The organism is Kitasatospora sp. NPDC036993 (assembly GCF_055607525.1).
In genome coordinates this window covers 263592-287056 of the sequence record NZ_JBVJRP010000001.1, presented here as the reverse complement: position 1 = coordinate 287056, position 23465 = coordinate 263592, and the positions used below count along the sequence as shown (strand labels likewise).

At 72.5% G+C, this 23465-nt stretch carries 16 protein-coding genes; 4 read left to right on the top strand and 12 right to left on the bottom strand.

Going from position 1 to position 23465, the window contains the following annotated elements; translation table 11 throughout:
- Positions 1 to 49 precede the first annotated feature (49 nt).
- Positions 50 to 667 (top strand): GNAT family N-acetyltransferase, encoded by a 618-nt coding sequence (locus ACZ7C5_RS01290; RefSeq protein ID WP_470321671.1) that lies wholly within the window; start codon positions 50 to 52, stop codon positions 665 to 667.
- Positions 668 to 721: 54 nt separating this feature from the next.
- Here ACZ7C5_RS01290 and trxA read toward each other — a convergent pair whose 3' ends face one another.
- The 7 genes from trxA to ACZ7C5_RS01255 all read right to left on the bottom strand — a co-directional run bounded on the left by trxA (position 722) and on the right by ACZ7C5_RS01255 (position 11349).
- Positions 722 to 1048 carry a thioredoxin gene (trxA, locus tag ACZ7C5_RS01285; protein WP_188297695.1) on the bottom strand — a complete coding sequence of 109 codons (327 nt, stop codon included), beginning with the start codon at positions 1046 to 1048 and terminating at the stop codon, positions 722 to 724.
- Between the two features lie 129 nt (positions 1049 to 1177).
- Positions 1178 to 2143 (bottom strand): thioredoxin-disulfide reductase, encoded by a 966-nt coding sequence (gene trxB, locus ACZ7C5_RS01280; RefSeq protein WP_401081053.1) that lies wholly within the window; start codon positions 2141 to 2143, stop codon positions 1178 to 1180.
- A 173-nt stretch (positions 2144 to 2316) separates the two neighbouring features.
- Complete coding sequence (locus tag ACZ7C5_RS01275; RefSeq protein ID WP_470321670.1) at positions 2317 to 3270, bottom strand: hypothetical protein; 954 nt, start codon at positions 3268 to 3270, stop codon at positions 2317 to 2319.
- A complete protein-coding gene (gene sigM / locus ACZ7C5_RS01270) occupies positions 3267 to 3974 on the bottom strand; it encodes an RNA polymerase sigma factor SigM (protein ID WP_401081047.1) in 708 nt (235 codons plus the stop codon). Before sigM ends, ACZ7C5_RS01275 begins: the two co-directional genes overlap by 4 nt.
- A 46-nt stretch (positions 3975 to 4020) precedes the next feature.
- Positions 4021 to 5979 carry a protein kinase family protein gene (locus ACZ7C5_RS01265; protein ID WP_401081044.1) on the bottom strand — a complete coding sequence of 653 codons (1959 nt, stop codon included), beginning with the start codon at positions 5977 to 5979 and terminating at the stop codon, positions 4021 to 4023.
- A 299-nt stretch (positions 5980 to 6278) separates the two neighbouring features.
- Positions 6279 to 8732, bottom strand: a complete 2454-nt coding sequence (gene murJ, locus ACZ7C5_RS01260; RefSeq protein WP_401081041.1) for a murein biosynthesis integral membrane protein MurJ — start codon at positions 8730 to 8732, stop codon at positions 6279 to 6281.
- A 58-nt stretch (positions 8733 to 8790) separates the two neighbouring features.
- Positions 8791 to 11349 carry a DUF6049 family protein gene (locus ACZ7C5_RS01255; protein ID WP_470321669.1) on the bottom strand — a complete coding sequence of 853 codons (2559 nt, stop codon included), beginning with the start codon at positions 11347 to 11349 and terminating at the stop codon, positions 8791 to 8793.
- Positions 11350 to 11724: 375 nt separating this feature from the next.
- Here ACZ7C5_RS01255 and ACZ7C5_RS01250 point away from each other — a divergent pair, with 375 nt between their 5' ends.
- Positions 11725 to 13149, top strand: coding sequence for a CCA tRNA nucleotidyltransferase (locus tag ACZ7C5_RS01250; protein ID WP_470321873.1), 1425 nt, complete (start codon positions 11725 to 11727; stop codon positions 13147 to 13149).
- Between the two features lie 90 nt (positions 13150 to 13239).
- On the opposite strand, the gene ACZ7C5_RS01245 is transcribed toward ACZ7C5_RS01250, so the two are convergent.
- From ACZ7C5_RS01245 to ACZ7C5_RS01225, 5 genes are all read right to left on the bottom strand, one after another.
- Positions 13240 to 14280 (bottom strand): LppU/SCO3897 family protein, encoded by a 1041-nt coding sequence (locus ACZ7C5_RS01245; protein WP_401081036.1) that lies wholly within the window; start codon positions 14278 to 14280, stop codon positions 13240 to 13242.
- 32 nt (positions 14281 to 14312) lie between these two features.
- The gene (locus ACZ7C5_RS01240; RefSeq protein ID WP_470321668.1) at positions 14313 to 14978 is read right to left on the bottom strand and encodes an LppU/SCO3897 family protein; all 666 of its coding nucleotides are present in this window, start codon (positions 14976 to 14978) and stop codon (positions 14313 to 14315) included.
- Between the two features lie 107 nt (positions 14979 to 15085).
- Complete coding sequence (locus ACZ7C5_RS01235; protein ID WP_470321872.1) at positions 15086 to 16345, bottom strand: MFS transporter; 1260 nt, start codon at positions 16343 to 16345, stop codon at positions 15086 to 15088.
- A gap of 335 nt (positions 16346 to 16680) precedes the next feature.
- Positions 16681 to 17763 (bottom strand): inositol-3-phosphate synthase, encoded by a 1083-nt coding sequence (locus tag ACZ7C5_RS01230; protein WP_401081031.1) that lies wholly within the window; start codon positions 17761 to 17763, stop codon positions 16681 to 16683.
- Between the two features lie 126 nt (positions 17764 to 17889).
- A complete protein-coding gene (locus tag ACZ7C5_RS01225) occupies positions 17890 to 18591 on the bottom strand; it encodes a PadR family transcriptional regulator (RefSeq protein WP_401081028.1) in 702 nt (233 codons plus the stop codon).
- Between the two features lie 518 nt (positions 18592 to 19109).
- Between ACZ7C5_RS01225 and ACZ7C5_RS01220 the strand changes: the two genes are divergently transcribed.
- Together ACZ7C5_RS01220 and ACZ7C5_RS01215 are read left to right on the top strand one after the other, a co-directional pair.
- Positions 19110 to 21608: a transglycosylase domain-containing protein gene (locus ACZ7C5_RS01220; RefSeq protein WP_470321667.1), complete on the top strand. Its 2499-nt coding sequence runs from the start codon at positions 19110 to 19112 to the stop codon at positions 21606 to 21608.
- Between the two features lie 256 nt (positions 21609 to 21864).
- On the top strand, positions 21865 to 23442 hold the full coding sequence (locus ACZ7C5_RS01215; protein WP_401081022.1) for a glycosyltransferase family 87 protein: 1578 nt from the start codon (positions 21865 to 21867) through the stop codon (positions 23440 to 23442).
- Positions 23443 to 23465: the final 23 nt, after the last annotated feature.

Sequence of the window (23465 nt, the reverse complement as noted above, 5' to 3'; positions counted from 1 at the left end):
GCGTTCGTGGGGGAATGCTCGACCGTGAGAGGGAGGAGGAGGTGCGGCCATGGGACGCCGGATCGCTCCGCTGACACTGGACAACCTCGGGGACCTGCCGACCGGCTGCCGCTCCTGCGTCTTCTGGGAGCTGGACCCGGTCAGCGCGAAGGAGGCGGTGGAATCGGGCAAGCCCGAGCTGGAGAAGGAGGGGTGGATCTCCACGGTGCTGCTGGAGTGGGGCTCCTGCGGCCGGATCGTCTACGTGGACGACCAACCCGCCGGTTTCGTGCTGTACGCGCCGCCCGCCTACGTCCCCCGCTCGCAGTCCTTCCCGACCAGCCCGGTCTCGCCGGACGCCGTTCAGCTGATGGTCAGCCGGGTGCTGCCGGGCTACCAGCGCCAGGGGCTCGGCCGGGTGCTGGTGCAGACCGTGGCCAAGGACCTGATCGGCCGCGGGGTGCGGGCGATCGAGGCGTTCGGCTCGGCCGGGCGGACGCCGACCAGCTGTGTGCTGCCGGCCGACCACCTGCTGGCGGTCGGCTTCAAGACCGTCCGTCCCCACAACCGCTACCCCCGGCTGCGGCTGGAGGCGCGCACCACGCTCTCCTGGCGGGGGGACATGGAGGGGGCGCTGGAGCGGCTGCTCGGCGGCGGGCGCAAGGAGCCGGCGCTGCGGCCGTTCTAGCCGGGCCCGTGCCGGCCGTGCCCGTTGCCGCCGTGCGGTCGACGACCGGAAGGCCTAGATGAACTCGGCCAGCTCGCGCAGCAGCGCGGCCTTCGGACGGGCACCGGTGATGGACTTCACCGGCTCGCCGTCCTTGTAGACGATCAGCGTCGGGATCGAGATGACGTTGTACTGGGCGGCGGTCTGCTGGTTGGTGTCCACGTCGAGCTTGGCGATGGTGAGCTTGTCGCCGTGCTCGGCCGCGATGTCCTCCAGGACCGGGGCGACCTGGCGGCACGGGCCGCACCAGGTGGCCCAGAAGTCGACCAGGACGGGCTTGTCGCTCTTCAGGACGTCGTTCTCGAACGTCGCGTCGGTGACTGTGGTGGTGGCGCCGGCCACGGGAACTCCTCGGGATCGGACGGAGGGGGCTGCTGTCGGGAGAACAACGGGTGGGCCCGTTCTGTTTCTGCCCGGCCGGGGCGGGGGTGTTTCACGTGGAACACCCCCGCGGGGTGGAGCGGGAGGAGGTCAGACCGCGACGGCGGCGGCCTTGGCCTCCAGGTCGTCCAGCGAGGCCAGGTAGCGCTCGGCGTCCAGGGCGGAGGAGCAGCCGGTGCCGGCGGCGGTGATGGCCTGGCGGTAGGTGTGGTCCACGACGTCGCCGGCGGCGAACACGCCGGGGATGTTGGTCCGGGTCGAGGGGGCTTCGACCTTCAGGTAGCCCTCGGCGTCGAGGTCCAGCTGGCCCTTGAAGAGCTCGGTGCGCGGGTCGTGGCCGATCGCGATGAACAGACCGGTGACGGCCAGCTCGCGGGTCTCGCCGGTGGTGGTGTCGCGCAGGGTGACGCCGCTCAGCTTCGGGTCGCCGTGGATGGCCTCGACCGCGCTGTCCCACTCGAAGCGGATCTTCTCGTCGGCGAAGGCACGCTCCTGCATCGCCTTGGAGGCGCGCAGGCTGTCCCGGCGGTGGATGATCGTGACGCTCTTGGCGAAGCGGGAGAGGAAGGTCGCCTCCTCCAGGGCGGTGTCGCCGCCGCCGACCACCGCGATGTCCTGGTCGCGGAAGAAGAAGCCGTCGCAGGTGGCGCACCAGGAGACGCCGCGCCCGGAGAGCTTGTCCTCGTTCGGCAGACCGAGCTTGCGGTGCTGGGAACCGGTGGTGACGATCACGGCGCGCGCCCTGTGAACGTTGCCCTCGGAGTCGGTGACGGTCTTGACGTCGCCGGTGAGGTCGACCGCGACGATGTCGTCGGGGATCAGCTCGGCGCCGAAGCGCTCGGCCTGGGCCCGCATGTTGTCCATCAGCTCGGGGCCCATGATGCCGTCCCGGAAGCCCGGGAAGTTCTCGACCTCGGTGGTGTTCATGAGCGCGCCACCGGCGGTGACGGCCCCCTCGAAGACCAGCGGCTTGAGGGAGGCACGGGCCGTGTAGAGCGCGGCCGTGTACCCGGCCGGGCCGGAACCGATGATGATCACGTTACGGACGTCGCTCACTGCTTCTCCTGGTTCGCATCGCGACCCGCGTTTGCTGCGGGGAGGGCGGTCCTGCTCCGCCGCCCGGGACAACGACTGACCAGTCTCTCGCATTCCCAGGCGGATCAGTACCAGGCGCCCGGAGTCCGGAAGCGGCGTGCCGCCGTCGGCGTGGATCGCATGGGAACCGTCGGTCAGTGGCTGGGAACGGCCTGGTGGAGGAGGACCGGGCCGCAGTCGGGGGAGCGCAGGTAGACGTCGACGAAGCCGGGCCGGCCGGGCAGCGGGTAGACCAGGACGTCGACCGGGGCGCCGTGGAAACCGCCCCGGTCGGTGGCCAGCGGGGTGCCGTCGGCGAGCGGCGGGCAGGCCTCCCCCGAGGGGGAGGGGAGGGGGCCGTCGGCGGGCGGGGCGCCCTCGGACCGGGCGGGCCCGGTGGCCCGCAGCCCCGGGGCGGTCTCCGAGCGGGCCAGCAACTGCTGGATCCGGGCGGCGAGTCCGTCCTCGCGGTAGTCGGTGCCGGCGCCCGCCGCGTGCGGGGTCCTGGCGCCGTGGTCGTCGGCGGTGGCGCTCGGGGCGCTCGGGGCGCCCGCGCCGACCGTCACCGCGTCGGACCTGCCGTCGGGGTGCGGTAGCAGTGCCCCGCCGAGGCCGAGGGCGGCCAGGGCGGCGGCCGCGCCGAGCAGCAGGGCGAACCGCCGTCGGCGGGCGCGGCCGGGGCCGGTGGCCGAGCCGGACCGTCCGGCGGGCCGGGACGGAGGGCCGGAGGAGAGGCCGGAGGAGGGCGCGGGGGGCGTCGCGGCGGAGCGTACGGGCCGTGCCGGGGCCTCGGTCCCGCGGACGGCCGCGGGGGCCTCCTGAGGCCGCTCGACGGCCTCCCGGTCCGTTCCGGCGGCGGCCTCGGCCAGCGCCGCGTCCATCCGGGCGGCGACGTCGGCCGGCATCGGTTCGGTCGGGACGTCACCGAGCAGCTCCCGGACCTCGGTGAGCGCGTCGACGGTCTCCCGGCACTCGGCGCAGCCGTCCAGGTGGCGCCGCAGCGCCCCGACGGTGCCGGGGGAGTCGATCAGCCCCTCGGCGAGGTCGGCCAGCTGCTCGACCGGAGGGTGGTCGTCGGCGGGTCCGGGGGAGGAGAGGTGGGCGTTCATCGGGTGCTCGCGTCTCCTTCCAGAATCGTCCGACCGCTGCTCGGGCCCGTCCCTGTGACGGTGGCGGGGCCCTTCGGGTTCCCCGGGGCCTCCCGGCGGGCCGGCGGGGCCGAGCCGGGGGAGGCCGGTGTTCCACGTGAAACATCCCGGTCGCGCAGGTGCCGGACGAGGGGGAGCAGCCGGGCCCGGCCGCGGGCACAGCGGCTCTTCACGGTGCCCACCGGGACGCCCAGCAGCTCGGCGGCCTCGGCGACCGGGTAGCCCTGCATGTCGACCAGGACCAGCGCCGCCCGCTGTTCGGGGGGCAGCTCGGCGAGCGCCGCGGTCAGCTCGCGGTGCAGCTCGGCCCTGACCACCGGGGAGTCGGCCGGTTCGGCGGCGCCGAGCAGGGCGTCCAGCCGCTGCGGGTCCTCGTCGAGCGGGGCGGTGCGGCGGGTGGCCGTGCGCCGGGCGCGGTCCAGGCAGGCGTTGACCACGATCCGGTGCAGCCAGGTGGTGACCGCGGAGCGGCCCTGGAAGCCGGCCGCGGAGCGGAAGGCGGAGACCAGGGCGTCCTGGAGGGCGTCGGCGGCCTCCTCGCGGTCGGCCAGGGTGCGCAGGGCGACCGCCCAGAGCCGGTCGCGGTGGCGGTTCACCAGCAGGCCGAAGGCCTCGGGGTCGCCGGCGACGTGCCGGGCGAGCAGCGCCGCGTCGTCGTCCGCCACCGTCACCCCTTGTCCCCTCGCAGTCGTGCCGGGCCGGCCGGCCCGGTCAGCCGGAGACCTTGACCTCGGCGACCTGGCCGGTGAACCGTCCGCCGCCATCCTTCGGCAGGGCGGTCAGCCAGAGCAAGAGGTAGCGCGTGGTGACCGGCGATTCGAGGGTGTACTCGGCGTTGGGCCCGCTCTTCTTGCCGACGACGGTGAAACCCTCCAGCGATGCCTGCATCGGGTTGGCGGCGGAGGCCGCGGTGGGCACCCGAAGCTCGGCGGTGTGCTCCCCGACGAACTGGACGTTCACCGAGGAGACCGCCTGCGGAGAGCCGAGGTCGATCATCAGGCCGGTGCCCGACTTGAGGGCGGGCGGCTTGGTGCCGAACTGGTCGGCGTACCACTGGGTGGTCCAGACCGTGTTCGGGTCGTTGTCGACCGCCTTCGCGGGGCTGTCCTTCCCCTCGGTCCCGTCGCCCAGCGGGTTGTACGACTGCGCGCCCTTGATGGCGATCGGCCCCGGGTTGTGGGTGCTGGCCTGCGGGCTCGGCGAGGTGCCGCCGGTCGAGGGGGCCGTGGAGGCGGCGGCAGGGCTGTTGTTGTGCAGGTAGCCGACGAACTGCCAGGAGGCGACGCCGATCGCGCCCAGCGCGACCGTCCAGGCGGTGGCCCTGACCACCCGTCGCAGCCGCCGCCGGGTGCGCCGGGAGGAGGTGGGACGGGAGGAGGCCGGCAGCGGGGCGACGGTGTTGTCGGCGACCCGGGTCGGGTTGGGCGCGGTGGGCAGGGCGTGGGTGTTGTGCCGGGGCGGGGCCTGGAAGGCGGGCAGCTCCGGCTCGGGCTGGCGGATCTTGGGCAGCCGCGCGATCGCCCGGACGAGCTCCTCCGGGGTGGTGATCGGCTCGGCGTGGTGCGGCGGGTGGTCGAACAGGGACCGCGCGGCAAGGTCGGACAGCCCCCGGTGGACCCCGGCGCGGACCTGGTCCGGCGCGGCGTTCTGGAGGCCCTTCGGCAGGCCCTGGAGGTCGTAGCGGTCCTCGGGGTACGGCCAGCGGTGGGTCAGCGCGGCGAACAGCAGCGCGCCGATCGCACGGGTGTCGGCCCGCTGGGCGTCCTCGGCCTCCTCCTCGGGCAGCCCGCGCAGGGCGGCGTCCACCGCGATGCCGTTGATCCGGTACTGGCCGCTGTCGGTGCGCAGCACGCAGCGCGGGGTGAGCCGCAGGTGGGCCTGGCCGCGCCGGTGGGCGGCCGCGACGGCGTCGGCGACCTGGCGGACCATCTGGTACGCCTCGTGCGGCTCCATCGGGCCGTTCGCGAGCAGCCTGGCCAGGTCGGAGGAGTGCGGCAGCCACTCTCTTACGACGTAGACCAGTTCGCCCTCGTGCACGGCGTCCAGCACCTGGACGAAGCGCGGGTCGCCGAGCAGGGCGGCGGACTTGGCCGCGGCCAGCACCTTGCGGGCCCGCTGGTGGCCGGAGGCCATCAGGTGGACGCCGACGGCCCGGCGCAGCTTCTCGTCGACGGCGCGCCAGCTGCTGAAGGTCTCGGTCTGGGAGATGCACTCCTCCAGCCGGTACCGGTGGCCGATCATGTCGCCGCTGCGGCGCGCCGGGGCGGGGAGGGTGCGCGGGAGGGTGGCGGTGTCGCGCGGGTCGACCGTGGGCTGCGGGTCGGTGGGGCGGCGAGCCGGGCGGGCCGGCTCGGGAGCGGGCTTCTTCCGGGGCGGGCCGGCGGCCAGTTCGGCGCGGATCTCCTGGACCGAGAGCGGAGCGGTGATCTCCGAGGTCTCCTCGCCGACGGCGGGCTCGGGACCGGTGGCCCGTACGTCGTCGTCGGTCCCGTCAGCGTCGGTGCTCCCGGGGGCGGCGACAGCGGCGGTGCCCTTGCCGGCCTCCGTGGAGGCGCTCTCGCCGGCGTCGTCCGAGCCCGCGAGCTCGTCGATCGCCGCGGCCAGCGCGGCCTCGTCCGCCGCCGCGTCAGCTGCTGACGTGTCGACGACCGCCTTGGTGCCATCAGCCACCGTGGTCCTGCCTCCCCTTGTGTCGCCCCGAGAGAGTCGCTGGAGTGCCGGGGTTGACGGCCCCGTGCTCCAGGACAATTGTGCCCACTCTTCTCCACCTGGTACGACCGCTGAGGGGCCCGCACGGTTGCCCGGGGTGGAGAGATGTGGTGCAGATCCGACACCGGGTCGCCATCCGGCGGTCGGGCGGACCCGAACGAACCGGCGATCCAGCACTCGGCCGGACGAGCGCGGGAGCCCTGCGGGCTCCGGTTGACGCCCGGTCAGGGCGTCCGCTCGTCCGGCCGGTCGTCGGTCGGTCAGCGGCCCAGCCGGCCGCGGACCATGCCCAGCATGGAGTTCAGCTCCTCGATCCGCAGCCGCTTCGCGACGAGCACGAAGACCGCCAGCTGGAGGCCGCCGGCCGCGACCAGGGCCGCCACGCTGCCCGGCCACCCGCCGAGCGCCTGCTGGACGCCCAGGCTGACGCCGAGGCCGACCAGGGCGGCCGGGACGCAGGCGGCGGCCAGCCGGCTGTACGTCCTGCCGACCCGCTTGGTGTCCAGCCCGCCGATCCGCTTCTTCAGCTTCGGCATCGCGACCACCACACCGATGGCGTAGGCCAGGCCGTAGCCGAAGGCGATGCCGATCACCGTCCACTCGGCGGGCAGCACCAGCCAGCACAGCACCGCGAAACCGGCCTGGCAGGCCGCGACCCAGACGGTGTTGGAGAACGGGGTGCGGGTGTCCTCGTAGGCGTAGAAGCCGCGCAGCATCACGTACTGGGCGGAGTACGGGATCAGTCCCAGCGCGAAGGCGGAGAGCATCAGACCGATGTTGGTGGCATCGTCCAGCACGGTGTCGTTGCCGCCGACCGCGTAGATCGCCCGGCCGATCGCCGGGCCGAGCGACAGGAACAGGAAGGCCGCCGGGACGACCGCCACCGCGGTGGTGCGCAGGCCGTAGGAGATGTCGTCTCGCACGGCGCCGGCGTCCTCGTCGGCCGCGGCCCGGGAGAGCCGGGGGAGCACCGCGCTCATGATCGAGACGGTGATCACGGCCTGCGGGAGCTGCCAGATCAGCAGCGCGTTGGAGAACGCGGCCAGGCCGACGCCGCCGTGTCCGGCCGCCGCCGCGGCGGCGCCCGCCTTGGTGGACAGCTGGGTGATCACCAGGTAGCCGGCCTGGTTGGCGAGCACGAAGAAGAACGTCCACTTGGCGAGCCGGGCGGCCTTGCCGAGGCCGTGGCCGCGCCAGTCGAAGCGCGGCCGGTAGCGGAAGTCCGCCCCCCGCAGGTACGGGATCATCGCCAGCGACTGGACGACCAGGCCGACCAGGGTGCCGAGGCCGAGCAGCCGCACGCCCTCGGGGGAGATGGTCTCGGGGGCGACGTGGGTGCCGCCGAACCCGCCGTAGACCCAGATGTAGGCGGAGAAGGTGAAGATCACCACGATGTTGTTCAGGACCGGGGTCCACATCATCGCGCCGAACCGGCCACGGGCGTTGAGGATCTGGCCCATCACCACGTGGATGCCCATGAAGAAGATGGACGGCAGGCAGTACCGGGCCAGCGCCACCGTGGTGTCGGCGCGCTCCGGGTTGGCCATCATCGGCTCGGCGATCAGCCGCACCAGCACCGGTGCCCCGAGCACCGCCAGGAAGACCACGCCGCCGAGCCCGACCATCACCAGGGTGAGCAGCCGGCTGGCGTAGGCGGTGCCGCCGTCGGCGTCGTTCTTCATGCTGCGCACCAGCTGCGGCACGAAGACCGCGTTCAGCGCGCCGCCGCCGATCAGGATGTACAGCAGGGTGGGCAGGGTGTTCGCCGCGTTGTACGAGTCACCCATCACGACGACGCCGATGGCCGCGGTGATCACCATGGTCCGGACGAAGCCGGTGCCGCGGGAGACCAGGGTGCCGGCCGCCATGATCGCGCTGGAGTTCAGCAGGCTGGCGACCTTGCCGCCACCGCCGGGTGCGGCGGCGGGCGCGGGCGCCTGCTGTGCGGCCTGCTCGTCGGCGAGGACGTCCGCCGGAGGCTCGACCGCCGGGGGCACCGCGACGGCGGCCACCTGCATGGTGGCCTCCTCCTCGGAGAGCGGCGGGTCGAACTCGATCGGCGGCACGAAGTGGTGCTGCCCGCCGGGAGCGCCGCCGTACTGCGGCTGTCCCGGGTAGCCGCCCATCGGCGGGTACGGCGCGGGGCCGGCCGCGGGGGCGGGCGGCTGGACCGGCTGCGGGGCGGGCTGCGGGACCGGCGGCTGGGCCGCGGCCTGCGTCGGGTGGCCGCCGAACAGCGCGTCCACCCCGACGTACTCGGTGGTCTCGCTGTCCCAGGCGGAGTGCGCCGGGCCCGGCGCCCACTGCGGCGCGGGCTGCTGGGCGCCGCCCCAGTGGCCGCCGGCGGCCTGGGCCGGCTCCTGCGGCCAGGCGGGCTGGACCGGGGCGTCCCAGCCGGGCTGCACCGGCGGCACCGGGGGCGAGAACTGCTCCGGGGCCTGGTACGGGTTCGCCGGCACCGGCGTCGGGTAGCCGCCGCCCTGCGGCGGCAGCTGCGGCGGCACGTCGTACGCGGCGGCCGGCGGCTGCGGCGCTGCGGGCCGACCGGCCCGCAGACCGTACGGGTCCTGGCCGTCCTGCGGGTTCCCGTAGGCGTCCGCGGCGTACGGATCCTGGGCGTAGGTGTCGGCCACGTACCAGTCGCCGGACGGCGACTCGGCGCCCGGCCGGCTCTCACCGCGGCCCGGCGGCCGCTCCTCGCTGCGCCCGGTCATGTCACCTCTTCGCTGTCGTGGGGGGAGGCCGGCCCGGGGGTGCGGGGGGTCGGCGGTATCAAGGACCAACCTTCTCATCACCGGCGGCCCGATCCCGGCCATCCGGGCTGCTGCCGCGCGGTGTCTGTGCGGGACCGCCACCAGCGGTGTCGTCCGTCCCACCGGTCCCCTCCGGTGCGGGGGGCCCGGCGGGATCCTGCCCGGAATCCCGTTCCGCGCCCTCCGCGGTGTCCGCCGCCGGGCCCGAGGCCGGGCCTGTCGCGTCCGCCGCGGCGCCGCCCGTCGGGCCGCCCGCCGCCGGGCCGTCCCCGACCGGCTGGTCGCCGTCCTCGTGCTGCTGCCCGCCGCGCCGCTTGCGCTGGCGCACGAAGCGCAGCGCGGCCAGCAGCAGCAGGACGCCGGCGCCCGCGAAGACGTACAGCACGCCGTTGGTCACCGAGGTGACGTCCACTCGGAACGGCTGCGGCTCGCCGTACGGCCGGGAGTCGGGGCCGGTGGTCCACAGCTGGGCGATCATCGCGACCTCCCCGTTGCTGTGCGCCTCGGCGTTGAAGCGGATGGTCACGCTCTGCGAGGCCGGGAGGACCAGCTGCTCCTCCCGGCTCACCCGCAGCCTGTTCGGCTGGGCCGAGGTGAGCACCAGCTTCAGGTTGGTGACCGTCTGGGTCAGGTCGTTGCGGACGCTGACCTGGAGCAGACCGGTGTCGCCGGCCAGGGTGACCCTGTTCTTCTTCGGCACCTGGACGGCTTCGGTCAGTTCCTTCAGGTACTTCGTGACGCCGGTGCGGTAGCTGTTCCCGGCCGTCGGCTGCCCGCGCCACTCGGTGGACAGCGAGCGGACCATCGCGGCGCTGAACGGACCGCGCACCCGCTGCGGCAGGGTGAGCACCCGCATCAGGGTGTCCAGGTCGTGCTGGATGTCGTCGGTGCTGCTCAGGTCGGCCGCCGAGAGTTCGGAGGCCCGGGTCTGGGGCGGGTAGTCGGTGGCCGCGGGGACGGCGGTGTTGGCCTTCGGGTCGGCCGCGGACTGGGCGACCGTGTCCAGCTTGACCGAGGAGATCCACTTGCCGTCCGCGGTCTGGAGGGCGTTCGCCAGCGCCTTGGCGTTGGCGGCGCTCAGCTCGCGCGGCGGCATCACCAGCAGCGCGCGCTGGTTCTGCGGCTGCTCGTGGGTGATCGCGAAGGTCTCGGCGAGGAAGCGCTGGGTCGCCTCGGTCTGCGCCTGCGGGCTGCCGAGGTCCTTCTCGAAGAGCGCGGAGACGGTCTCGTCGGCCACCACGGCGGTCTGCCCGTTGCCGATCGGGCGGACCGCGGTCGGGGTGTAGGTGAGCGCGTCGGACTCCGGCATGCTCCCGCCGTTGACCAGCACCAGCCCGCTGCCCGACTGCTGGGCGAGGGCGGCGACCTGCTGGTCGAGGTAGCCCTGGAACGGCCAGGCGACGTCGGAGCGGGTGTCCACGGCGAGCCGGCCCTCGACGGTCAGCCGGCCGGCCGTGGCCGCCTTGCCCAGCGCGACGGTCATCCCGGTCAGGTCGGCGCCGTTGTGCGCGATCGAGGCGAGGTCCGGGTCGGCGTACGGCAGCGAGACCACCTGGTGGCCCTGCCTGGCGACGGCGGCCCGCAGTTTGTCCAGCCAGGCCGCGGCGGCGGCCGAGCCGGTGCCCTGGACGACGTTGTCCTCCTTGGCCGACTTGCCGCTGTCCTCGGTGCCCGGCTTCTGCACCTTGTAGGGCTTGGTCATCGCGAGCGCGGTGTCCAGCAGGTCCGGGTCGATCACCCAGGTCAGGCCGTTCAGCCTGGCGCCGGTGTCGACCAGCTCGTACAGCCGGCCGCCGGGGGCGAACTCGGCGGCCAGGCTGTCGTCACGCAGCACCGGGATGCTCTGGTCGGACTCGGCGAAGGTCTGCGCGGCCATCACCGGCGGGTGCACCAGCGGCCAGAGCGTGGTGACCTTCGTGGGCTGCGCCTCGGCGCCCGCGTTGTACGGCAGGAAGGTCCTGGCGATGCCCAGGGCGCGGTCGCGCGGGTTGTCGGCGGTCCCGCCCCAGGCGTCCACCGCCAGCTCGTACGCGCCGCTCGTGGAGAGCCCGAGGTCGCTCACCGCGACGCTCAGGGTGTACGGCTGGCTCTGCCCCGGGTTCAGCTCCGGCAGGGCGTACTGCGGGCTGTCCAGCTCGACGCCGTCCTTCGAGTCCGGCACCGAGCGGCCGGCCACGTTGGCCAGATCGCTGCGCCGGTCCAGCGGCTTGAGGGAGTACGGCTTGCGGACGGCCGCGTGGGCGCCCTTGACCGCCGTCTTGCCGGCGTTGGTGACGTTTCCGGAGATCGTCACGATGCCGTTCGGGACGGCCACCTGCGGGCTCAGCGCGTCGATGGTCATCACCACCGGGTACTCGGCAGTGACGGAGGAGTCGGAGGCCGGCCTGGCGTTGCCGCCGGCGGGCAGCGCGCCGGCCGGGGAGGCCGTGAAGAGGGTCAGGGCGGCCGCGCAGGCGGCGGCCAGGCGCAGGCCCGCCCGGCGGGCCCGACGGGCCGGATGGCGCCCCTCGGCGGGGCGCTCGGCCCGTCCAGGCTGTCGGTGCGCTCCCAGGCCCGAGTGCCGTGCCGGCTCACTCACTCGCTTCGCCCTCGCCGTTCTCGATCGATTCGCTGCCGATGCCGTCCGGCGCGGTCCGCCCGACGGTCTTCGCTTCACACTTCTGGAACTCTTCTGGAACTCTTCGTCCGACGCCGTCGCCGCCCCGCTGCCGCGGGGATTCCGCGGACGGGGGCAGCACGCGACACCGCATCCCCCGTCCGGTGCCCGAGACTCGTCCACCGGCATGGTAACGATGCGGCCTGGGGTGCAGTGTTGCGGGCTGTGGGGTGAGACGCCCAAAACGCGCGGGCGGTTGACCTGTCGGGGCACGTACCCTTGTGAGCCGTGTCCACTGCCAATGAGCCCACCGCGCGCACCGACCGTTCCAGCACCGCCGTCCAGGCCGTACCAGGCCTGAGCGAGGCCCAGACCCTCGGCCTCCAAGAGCTGCTGCGGGTGTCGCCGGTCGCCGACGAGATCGCCCGCCGGTTCCAGGCGGCCGGTCACCGGCTGGCGCTGGTCGGCGGGTCCGTCCGGGACGCGCTGCTCGGCCGGCTCGGCAACGACCTGGACTTCACCACCGACGCCCGCCCGCAGCAGGTGCTCAAGCTGGTCAAGGGCTGGGCGGACGCGGTCTGGGACGTCGGCATCGCCTTCGGCACCGTCGGCGCCCGCAAGGACACCCCCGAGGGCTCCTTCCTGATCGAGATCACCACCTACCGCTCCGAGGCGTACGACCGCACCTCGCGCAAGCCCGAGGTGACCTACGGCGAGACCATCGAGGAGGACCTGGTCCGCCGGGACTTCACGGTCAACGCGATGGCCGTCGACCTGCCCGGCCGCGGCTTCGTCGACCCGCACCACGGCCTGGACGACCTGGAGGCCCGGGTGCTGCGCACCCCCGCCACCCCCGAGGAGTCCTTCTCCGACGACCCGCTGCGGATGATGCGGGCCGCCCGCTTCGCCGCCCAGCTCGACTTCGACCCGGCGCCCGACGTGGTCGCCGCGATGGCCACGATGGCCGAGCGGATCACCATCGTCTCCGCCGAGCGGGTCCAGGCCGAGCTGAACAAGCTGCTGCTGGCCGAGCACCCGGTCAAGGGCCTGCGGCTGCTGGTCGACACCGGCCTGGCCGGGTACGTGCTGCCCGAGCTGCCCGCGCTGCGGCTGGAGCGGGACGAGCACCACCGGCACAAGGACGTCTACGAGCACTCGCTGACCGTCCTGGAGCAGGCCGTCGCCCTGGAGCAGGACGGTCCCGACCTCATCCTGCGGCTGGCCGCGCTGCTGCACGACATCGGCAAGCCGCGCACCCGCCGCTTCGAGTCGGACGGCCGGGTCTCCTTCCACCACCACGAGGTGGTCGGCGCCAAGATGACCCGCAAGCGGATGCGCGAGCTCAAGTACTCCAAGGAGCTCATCGAGGACGTGTCGCGCCTGGTCGAGCTGCACCTGCGCTTCCACGGCTACGGCGGCGGCGAGTGGACCGACTCCGCGGTGCGCCGCTACGTCACCGACGCCGGTCCGCTGCTGGAGCGCCTGCACAAGCTGACCCGCTCGGACTGCACCACCCGCAACAGGAAGAAGGCCACCGCCCTCTCGCGCACCTACGACGGCCTGGAGACCCGGATCGCTGAGCTGCGGGAGCGGGAGGAGCTGGACGCCGTCCGCCCGGCGCTGGACGGCAACCAGATCATGGAGCTGCTCGGCCTCACGCCGGGCCCGCAGGTCGGCAAGGCGTACAAGCACATGCTCGAACTCCGGCTGGAGCACGGCCCGATGGAGCACGACGAGGCGGTCTCGGCGCTGCGGGACTGGTGGGCGGGGCAGCAGGGCTGAGCCCGGCTCCGGACCTCCGGGGACGGCTGCGGACACGACACGAGGGGTGGCCCCGGCGCTCGGCCGGGGCCACCCCTCGTCCGGTTCCGGCTACTTGACCTGCTTCAGGCAGAGCACGTAGTCGAGGACCGGGAGGTTGGGGTGCTTGCTGGTGTACCAGCTGTCCGACTTCGGCTGCTTCTCGCAGGACTTCTCGTCGGAGGTGGCGAGGTACTTGTAGACGATCTTGTACTGCGCCTTGGCGTCCGTGCAGGGCACCACGGTGATCTTCGGGTGGGTGTCGGTGGTCTCGCTGGTGCCGTTCGCGTTGCGCAGGCAGTCACCGACACCGGCCGAGTCGACCTTGGAGTCCGAGTCGGTCGGGGTGGTGACCGGCGGGAGCGTGAGGGTCGGCGTCGGCACCGTGAAGGTCGGCGAGGGGAAGGCCGGCGGCGGGAGCGTGAGGGTCGGCGTCGGCAGCGGGGTGGGCGAGAACGTCAGCAGGGTGGGGGACGGCGTCGGGTCGGCGACCGGGCCGTCCTTCTTCGGGCCGAGCACCCCGGTGGCGGCCAGCGTCAGGGCGACCGCCAGCGAGACCGGCACCAGCAGCATCGCGATGTGCGGCCGGCTGGTCAGCGGGACGCCCGGGTCCAGCTGCGGGCCGTGGCTGCCGGGGACGGGGTGCGGCAGCCGCTTGAACCTGTTGTGCGGGCCGAGGTTCAGCAGCAGCGTGATCGGGGTCAGCAGCCAGGACACCAGGCTCCACCAGCCCTGGACCAGCGTCCGGGCCGACATGTCGCGCACCGTCGCCGTGCCGCAGGTGCGGCAGAACGGGCCGGTCATCCGCAGCATCCGGAAGGCGATGATCAGGCCCTGGTGGCCGCGGACGGTGGCGTTCACCGCCGGGTAGCCGCCGCAGAACCGGCAGGTGGTGCCGTCCATCGGGGGCGGTGGCGGCGGGTACCCGTAGCCGTAACCGTCCTGCGGCGGGCCGCCGTACGGCGGCCCGGGCGGCGGCGGGGGGCTCGGGTAGCCGTACCCGGGGGGCGGTGGCGGCGGTGGCGGAGCGCCGTAGGAGCCGCCGGAGGCGTACGGGTTGCCGTCGCCCGGTGGCGGGCCGTACGGCATCTGGGGCGGAGGCGGAACGGACAAGGTGGTCCCCCGGGAAGGAGTGGCGGAAGAGGTCAGGACTTCTTCACCGGCGGGACGCCGGTGGTGGCGGGCGTCAGCGAGCCCAGGCAGAGCACGTACCGCTTCTTGTTCCAGCGGCGGCCGCTCTTGCCCGACACCGTGCTCGCGGTCTGCTGCGTCTGCTTGCAGCGGGTCACGTCGGTGGTGCCCTCGAACTTCGCCAGCACGCGGTAATTCGCTTTGGGGTCAGTGCACTTGACGATCTCGACGTCACGGGATCCGCTCGCCTGCACGCAGTCGCCCGGCTTGGCGCTGCTGACGCTCGGCCCGGCGACGAAGTAGCTCACCGCCAGCGCCAGGCAGCCGCCGACCACCCCGAAGATCCGCAGCTTGGAGCGGAGGCCGCGCTTGGCGGGCGGCGCGGGCGGCGCCGCGGGGGCGGACTGCGGGGGGACGTACGGCCCGGGGGGCGGCTGCTGCCCGTACGGTCCGGGGGCCGGCTGCCCGTAGGGGGGATGTCCGTATGGCTGCTGCCCGTACGGCTGTTGTCCGTAGGCCGGTGGCGGCGGCGCCGGCTGCCCGTAGGCCGGCGGCGGCCCGTACGGCGCGGCCGGCGGCGGAACGGGTGCCCCGTACGCCGGTGCGCCGTACGCCGGTGCGCCGGGCGGGCCCGCCGGGGGTGGTGCCGGCTGGGCGTACGGATTCGGCGGTGTGTTCATCAGTTCGTCCCCCGAGACGGAATTCTGTCGTTCCGACAGGTTGAGTACCTTAGCGAGTCGGTCGGACGCCGTCGGCCCGAGCCCCCGAGGGGGCTCAGGAGGCCTGGTCACTGGGGGAGCGGGCTCCGGCGGGCGGCGCCCAGGTAGAGGACCGCCGTCAGGGCGTATACCCCGGCGACCCCGACGACCACCGTGACGGAGCGGCCGGACAGCGGCAGCACCAGCGCGGTGACCAGGGCGGCGGCCACGAAGGCGACGTTGAACAGCACGTCGTAGATGGCGAAGACCCGGCCGCGGAACTCGTCCTCGACCGACTCCTGCACCGCCGTGTCGGCGCAGATCTTGGTGCCCTGGGTGACCACCCCGAGCAGCAGGGCGGCGATCAGGCAGGGCACCAGCGTGAAGCTCAGGCCGAGCGCCGGGACGAAGACCATGGGGGCGACCAGGCAGGCCGTCATCCACCCGGCCAGGCCCAGCCGGCGGGTGCACCAGGGGCTGACCACCGCGGCGACGAAGAACCCGGCGGCGGACAGGCCGACCGCCTGGCCGAGGGTGACCAGCCCGGCCGCGCTGTCGGTCGGGTCGTTGAAGGTGTACCGGGCGAGCATCACCACGACCACGATCAGCACGCCGTAGCAGAACCGGGCCGCGGTGACGGCGGCCAGCGCGTGCACGGCGGGCCGGCAGTCCCGGACCAGGTGGCGCACGGCGGCGCCGAGTTCGACGGCGGCCCGGACCAGCGCCTGGCCGAGCGCGGGGCGGTCCCCGTGCTGATCGGGGCCGAGCAGGTCGCGGTCCATCCGCCGGGCGGCCAGGGCGGCCGCCAGGTAGAGCAGCGCGGCCACCGTGACCAGGGCGGCGTCGGCCTTCGGGCCGGGCGCCATCAGCTGGTGCAGCAGGAAGCCGATGCCCCCGCCCGAGGCGGCGGCGACCGTGCCGAGGGTGGGGGAGAGGGCGTTGGCGGTGACCAGCTGGTCCTGCTCCACGACCCTGGGCAGGGCGGCGGACAGGCCGGCCAGGATGAACCGGTTGAGCGCGGTGACCAGCAGGGCCGAGGCGAAGAACAGCCAGGTCGGCGCCTCCGCCAGCAGCAGCGCACCGGTGCCCAGGCCCAGTCCGAAGCGGGCCAGGTTGCCGAAGTAGAGCACCTGACGGCGGCGCCAGCGGTCGAGCAGCACACCGGCGAACGGGCCGATCACCGAGAACGGCAGCAGCATCACGGCCAGCACCGAGGCGATGTCGGCGGGGGAGGACTGCTTCTCGGGGGAGAAGACCACGTACGCGGCGAGCGAGACCTGGAAGACGCCGTCCGAGAGCTGGGAGAGCACCCGGGCGGTCAGCAGCCGCCGGAAGTCGCGACCCTGCATCAGGCCGAGGAGCGTGGCCCGGTGTGCGGACCGGTGGGTGCTGCCGTTCTCGGTGATCGCCACCCGCCCAGGGTGCCATGGAACCGGTCGCCGTTTCACGTGAAACATTGGCCTCGAAAACGTGAAGAGCCCGCGATCCGGAGACCGCGGGCTCTTCTGCCGGGCTACGAGCGGTCAGCTCGGCGCACCGTGTTCGACAGTCGCGAACTTCGTGAGACTCGGCGCACCGTGTTCGACAGTCGCGAACTTCGTGAGACTCGGCGCACCGTGTTCGACAGTCGCGAACTTCGCGATGCTCAGCGCACCGTGCTCGACAGTCGCGAACTTCGCGATGCTCAGCGCTCGACCTCGCCGCGGATGAACTTCTCGACGTTCTCGCGGGCCTCGTCGTCGAAGTACTGGACCGGCGGGGACTTCATGAAGTACGAGGAGGCCGAGAGGATCGGGCCGCCGATGCCGCGGTCCTTGGCGATCTTCGCGGCACGCAGGGCGTCGATGATGACACCGGCGGAGTTCGGGGAGTCCCAGACCTCCAGCTTGTACTCCAGGTTCAGCGGGACGTCGCCGAAGGCCTTGCCCTCCAGGCGGACGTAGGCCCACTTGCGGTCGTCCAGCCAGGCCACGTAGTCCGAGGGACCGATGTGGACGTTCCTGGCACCCAGCTCGCGGTCGCGGATCTGCGAGGTGACGGCCTGGGTCTTGGAGATCTTCTTGGACTCCAGGCGCTCGCGCTCGAGCATGTTCTTGAAGTCCATGTTGCCGCCGACGTTCAGCTGCATGGTGCGCTCGAGGATGACACCGCGGTCCTCGAACAGCTTGGCCATCACGCGGTGCGTGATGGTCGCGCCGACCTGCGACTTGATGTCGTCACCGACGATCGGCACGCCGGCCTCGGTGAACTTGTCCGCCCACTCCTTGGTGCCCGCGATGAACACCGGCAGGGCGTTCACGAAGCCGACCTTGGCGTCGATGGCGCACTGGGCGTAGAACTTGGCCGCGTCCTCGGAACCGACGGGCAGGTAGCAGACCAGGACGTCGACCTGCTGGTCCTTGAGGACCTGGACGACGTCGACCGGCGCCTCGTCCGACTCCTCGATGGTCTCCAGGTAGTACTTGCCCAGGCCGTCGAGGGTGTGGCCGCGCTGGACGGTCACGCCGGTCGGCGGGACGTCGCAGATCTTGATGGTGTTGTTCTCGCTGTTGCCGATGGCGTCGGCCAGGTCGAAGCCGACCTTCTTGGCGTCGACGTCGAAGGCGGCGACGAACTCCACGTCACGGACGTGGTAGTCACCGAACTGGACGTGCATCAGCCCGGGGACCTTGCCGGCCGGGTCGGCGTCCTTGTAGTACTCGACACCCTGCACCAGCGACGCGGCGCAGTTGCCCACGCCCACGATGGCTACGCGAACCGAACCCATTCCGGTTGCTCCCTGTGATCTCATGAGGACCGCCGGGGTAGGCGGAACTCGTCCTGCTTCTTCGATGACTGCATGTACGGGCGCGAGGCGCCCGATCCTGCCGCGCGGCACAGGGCTGGCGCGGTGTCAGCGCTCCTCGGCGGAGCGCCCCGGGCGGTCGTACGGTGGCCCGGACGGGTCCGTGGACCCGGCTTCCCGGCCACGGCCGTCCGAAGTCTTGTGGGGACCGGCGGCGGGGTCGCCACCGGTGTCGGGACCGGTCCGGCCGGTGCGGTTGGACCGCTCGGTCTCGATCAGCTCGTTGAGCCAGCGGACCTCACGCTCCACCGACTCCAGTCCGTGCCGCTGGAGTTCGACGGTGTAGTCGTCGAACCGCTCACGGGCGCGGGCCAGCGAGTTGCGCATCCGCTCCAGCCGCTCCTCCAGCCGGCTGCGGCGCCCCTCCAGGACGCGCATCCGCACGGCCCGGTCGGTCTGGCCGAAGAACGCGAAGTGCACGCCGAAGTGCTCGTCCTCCCAGGCGTCCGGGCCGGAGTCGGCGAGCAGTTCCTCGAAGCGCTGCTTCCCCTCGGCGGAGAGCCGGTAGACGATCTTGGACCGCTTGCCGTTGAGGGCGGTGGCCGGGACGTACTCGACGTCCGGGTTGTCCTCGACCAGGAAGCCCTGGGCGACCAGGTTCTTCAGGCAGGGGTACAGCGTCCCGTAGGAGAGTGCGCGGAACGTCCCGAGCAGGATGTTGAGGCGCTTGCGCAGCTCGTAGCCGTGCATCGGGGCGTCGTGGAGCAGGCCGAGGACGGCGAACTCCAGCACTCCTGAGCGTCTGCCCACTGCCGTCGTCCTCCTCCCTCTCGGCCTCGGTCCGGCCGCTGCATCCGGCGGTATTCCGCTTCGATGTATCGGCTCGATATATCGAGAACAGTAAACCCGACCCCCGGAACGGGCAAGGGGGGCGCGCGTGAACGTGATCACAAGCCGACGCGCGGACGGCATTGGCAACGGGCGTGTAATGATCTGTTGCCGTTTTGAGGGCATTGGCAACTGATGTCCGATTAGTTGTATATCCGTGCTGCGTACGCTGTCGCGTGTGCACGAGGACCACCTCCGGGATCAGGGCGGTTGGCGGGCATCGGACGTGAACCCTGCCTTCAGGCTGGAAACGCCTGGCGAGGAGTGGCTGGAAGATGAGCGAGCGACGGCGAAGGACGCCCAACCCGGGCGGTGACGGGCAGCAGCCCCCGGGCGGCGGAGGCCGTCAAGGCGGGGGGCCGGGGCCCGACGAGCTGCGCTCGGACGGCGTCGGCCGGGGGCGCCCCCCGGGGGTCAGGGAGACCGCACAGCAGCCCCGGATGACCCGTGCGGAGATGCGCAAGGCCGCCCAGAAGAAGGGCAAGGGCGGTCCCGGGCGCGGTGCCGCCGCGGGCTCCGCCGCCGCGGCCGCCGGCCCCGGCAAGAAGCGGTTCATCGACTACCCGCGGTTCGGCAAGACCGGCGTCCGGCGCTGGCTGCCCTCCTGGCGGCAGTGGCTGAGCGGCGTCCTGCTGGTCTTCGGCTGCTTCGTCGGCCTGGTGTTCTACCTGTACCAGACCACCGATGTCCCGAAGCTGAACGAGCTGGTGAAGGACCAGAACACCATCTACTACTGGGCCGACAACACGGAGATGACCCGCAAGGGCCAGACCAACCGTCAGATCGTCGAGCTCAAGGACATCAGCCCGCACCTCCAGCACGCCGTCATCGCCGCGGAGAACAAGACCTTCGAGACCGACAGCGGCATCGACCCCAAGGGCATGCTCCGCGCCGTCTACAACATGGCGAAGGGCGGTGAGACCCAGGGCGCCTCGACGATCACCCAGCAGTACGTGAAGAACGCCTACCTGAGCCAGGAACAGACCCTCAGCCGCAAGGTGAGGGAGTTCTTCATCACGCTGAAGATCAACCAGGACAAGGAGAAGAGCGAGATCCTCACCGGGTACCTCAACACCAGCTGGTTCGGCCGCGGTGCGAACGGTGCCCAGGCGGCCGCCCAGGCGTACTACGGGGTGGACGCCAAGGACCTGGACATCTGCCAGAGCGCCATGCTGGCCGGGCTGCTCAAGGGTGCGACGTACTACGACCCCACCAACCCGGACAACAAGGAACGGGCCCAGGGCCGGTGGAACTGGATCCTGGATCAGATGGTGGACACCAAGGCCATCACCCCGGAGGAACGGGCCAAGTGCACCACGTTCCCCGCCCCGCTCCCGCAGAAGCCCAGCTCCAACATGAACGGTGAGATCAGCTACCTGGTCGACACCGCCAACAAGTACGTGCTGGCCACCGACAAGACGATCACCCAGCAGATGATCGACCGGGGCGGCCTGAAGATCTACACCACCTTCGAGAAGGACAAGGTCGACGCCCTGAAGAAGGCGGTCGACGACGTCAAGTCGGAGAACCTCGACCCGGCGAAGCGGCCGAACAACGACACCAACATCCAGTTCGGCTCCGCGAGCATCCGTCCCGGAGACGGCGCGATCATCGCCCTCTACGGCGGCGACGGCGTGGAGAACGGCCACTTCGACAACAACGCCGACGCCACCGGCGTCCAGGTCGGCTCGACCTTCAAGCCCTTCGTGCTGGCCACCGCGATGCAGGTCGGCGTGCAGACGGCGAAGGACGACAAGGGCAAGCCGAAGCGGATCAACTCCGACAGCCGCTACCTGGCCGACGACATGTCCGAGATCCGCAAGCCGGACGGCTCGCTGGTGATCGGCGACGACGGCAAGCCGTACCGGCAGAAGAACGAGGACTCGGGCAAGCGCGGCTACGTCTCGCTGCGGCAGGCCATGCAGTACTCGTACAACGTGCCCTTCGTCCAGCTCAACCAGGACGTCGGCGGCCAGAACGTGGCCGACATCGCGGTGCAGATGGGCGTCAAGAAGGACAGCCTCGCCGACCCGAAGACGGCGACCTTCCCGCTCGGCACCTCCACCATCAGCCCGATCCGGATGGCCACCGCCTACGGCACCCTGGCGGCCAGCGGCAAGGAGGCCGAGCCGTACTCGGTCACCAAGGTCGAGGTGAGCGGCGTGGAGCGCCCGGGCTTCGGCAAGAAGGAGCTCAAGGTCGCGCTGGAGCCGGCCGTCGCGGACAACGTCACCGACTCGCTGGTGAACGTGGCGGTGAACGGTACCGGCAAGAAGACGAAGGAGCTGGGCCGCCCGGTGGCCGGGAAGACCGGTACCACCGACCAGAACAAGTCGGCCTGGTGGGTCGGCTACACCCCGCAGCTGGTGACCAGCGTCGCGATGTGGCGCGAGGACCCGAGCAAGCACGAGCGGCAGTCGCTCAACGGCACCGGCGGCAAGGAGTCCATCCACGGTGGTGACATCCCGACCGACGTCTTCACCCGGTACATGAAGGCCGCGCTGGCCAACGAGAAGAAGATGGACTTCCCGACCCCGCAGCCGGTCGGCACCGCGGTGGACTCCTCCGGTGCGCCGTCCACGTTCACCCCGACGACGCCCCCGCCCACGACCGAGGCCCCGTCGGCCCCGCCGCAGCAGACCCAGTCGCAGGCGCCGCAGCCGCCGGTGCAGCCGCAGCAGCCCACCACCCCGACCTGCGTGCCGGGCGTGGACTGCCCCGGCGACCAGCCGGCGCCCCACACGACGAGCAAGGCACCGAACCCGAGCAACACGTGCCTGCCGCCCGTCGGCTGCCCGACGACCCCGACGCCCGGGGACAGCACCCCGCCTGGCGGCGGCAACGGCAGCGGTGGCACCGGCGGCGGCAAGCCGACCGGCGGCGGCAGGCCGACGCCGAGCAGCACCGGCGGCCTTCTGGGCGGAGCGGGCGGGGAGTAGCCGCTGCCCGGCGGAACCCGGAACGGCGGTGGCGGTCCTCCTCGGAGGGCCGCCACCGCCGTTTTCCGTCCGGGCGCCGCCGTGTTCCTTACGGGCGCCGCCGTTCCTCCCGCACGGGCACCACGGCTCCCCGGCAGCGGCGCCGCCACCGTCATGGCCGTTTCGTCACGATTGGCGAACCCGCCCGCCGTCCGGCATGCAGACCGTTGCGGGGTCCTCCTCGTCCCAGCGGGACCGGTGCGGCAGGATGTCCGGCATGACGTCGAGCGATCGTGACGAAACCGCCGGCCCGGTCGGGTCCGGCGCCGCCGCAGGGCCCACCCCGGCAGCCGTCGCCACGGCCGCGCCGTCGGCCGACACCGTGGTCGTCCCGGCCGACGAGGATCCGGTGGCGGCGGCGGGCAGCGAGCTGTTCGGCGGGCCCCCCGGGCGCCGGGCCCTGCTCGGCGTCTCCTGGTGGATCCCGGCGCGCTTCCTGGCACTCGCGGTGATCGTGGTCTCGGTGCTCGGCATGGTGCAGAAGCTGCCCTGCTACGAGCAGGCCTGGTTCCAGCCGGGCTCGCCGCAGTACGTGCACGCCTGCTACAGCGACATCCCGCACCTGTTCTCCGGACGCGGCTTCGCGGCCGGGCTGCACCCGTACGTGGACCGCATCCCGGGCTCCTCGGGGGACCTCCAGTACCTCGAGTACCCGGTGCTGACCGGCCTGTTCATGCAGGTCGCGGCCTGGCTGACGCCCGGCGGCGGGGACCAGCAGAGCCAGGAGCAGTGGTTCTGGGCGATCAACGCCGGGATGCTGATGGCCTGCGCGGTGGTCGCCGCGGTGGCGCTCTCGCGTACCCACCGGCGCCGTCCGTGGGACGCGCTGCTGTTCGCGCTCGCCCCCGTCCTGCTGCTCAACGGCACCGTCAACTGGGACCTGCTCGCGGTCGCCCTGGCCGCCGTCGCGATGGCCTGGTGGTCCGGCGCCCGGCCGGGCTGGGCCGGCGTCTTCATCGGTCTGGCCACCGCCGCCAAGCTCTATCCGCTGCTGCTGCTCGGCCCGCTGCTGGTGCTCTGCTGGCGGTCCGGCAGGTGGCGCGAGTTCCGGCTGGCGCTGGGCGGGGCGGTCGGCTCCTGGCTGCTGGTCAACCTGCCGATCATGATGGCCAACTGGCAGGGCTGGTCGACCTTCTACGTGTTCAGCAAGCACCGCGGCGAGGACTACGGCTCGTTCTGGCTGATCCTGATGCAGAGCCGCGGCGCCGGGCTGGCCGACCTCGACCTCTACATCGGCGTGCTGATGGTGCTGGGCTGCCTGGCCATAGCGTGGCTCGGCCTCTCGGCCCCGCGCCGGCCGCGCTTCGCGCAGCTGGCCTTCCTGGTCGTCGCGCTGTTCGTGCTGGCCAACAAGGTGTACTCGCCGCAGTACGCGCTCTGGCTGCTGCCGCTCGCGGTGCTGGCCCGGCCGCGCTGGCGGGACTTCCTGATCTGGCAGGCCTGCGAGGTGCTCTACACCCTGGGCATCTGGTCCCACCTGGGCTTCGTCACCGGCTCCAAGCAGCACGGGCTCGGCGAGGGCTGGTACCACTTCGCGGTCGCGCTGCACCTGCTCGGCACGCTCTACCTGGTCGTCATGGTGGTCCGCGACGCCCTCGACCCGGACCACGACCCGGTCCGCTGGGACGGCAGCGACGACCCCTCGGGCGGGGTGCTGGACCACGCCCCGGACGTGTTCGTGCTGGGCACCGCCCGCCGGCTGCGCGAGGAGGAGAGCTACGCCGGGTACGCGCCGGCCGGCCCCGAGCAGTGGCTGAACGAGCCCGAACTGCCGGAGCCGGCCGAGAAGCCGTAGCGGCGCCTCAGCGGCTCAGGGGA

What these genes read in the sequence shown, in the direction of transcription:
- ACZ7C5_RS01290 (WP_470321671.1), top strand. Translation starts at nt 50, where the DNA reads ATGGGACGCCGGATCGCTCCGCTGACACTGGACAACCTCGGGGACCTG.
- ACZ7C5_RS01275 (WP_470321670.1), bottom strand. Translation starts at nt 3,270, where the DNA reads ATGAACGCCCACCTCTCCTCCCCCGGACCCGCCGACGACCACCCTCCG.
- murJ (WP_401081041.1), bottom strand. Translation starts at nt 8,732, where the DNA reads ATGACCGGGCGCAGCGAGGAGCGGCCGCCGGGCCGCGGTGAGAGCCGG.
- ACZ7C5_RS01240 (WP_470321668.1), bottom strand. Translation starts at nt 14,978, where the DNA reads ATGAACACACCGCCGAATCCGTACGCCCAGCCGGCACCACCCCCGGCG.
- ACZ7C5_RS01235 (WP_470321872.1), bottom strand. Translation starts at nt 16,345, where the DNA reads ATGCAGGGTCGCGACTTCCGGCGGCTGCTGACCGCCCGGGTGCTCTCC.
- ACZ7C5_RS01230 (WP_401081031.1), bottom strand. Translation starts at nt 17,763, where the DNA reads ATGGGTTCGGTTCGCGTAGCCATCGTGGGCGTGGGCAACTGCGCCGCG.
- ACZ7C5_RS01220 (WP_470321667.1), top strand. Translation starts at nt 19,110, where the DNA reads ATGACCCGTGCGGAGATGCGCAAGGCCGCCCAGAAGAAGGGCAAGGGC.
- ACZ7C5_RS01215 (WP_401081022.1), top strand. Translation starts at nt 21,865, where the DNA reads ATGACGTCGAGCGATCGTGACGAAACCGCCGGCCCGGTCGGGTCCGGC.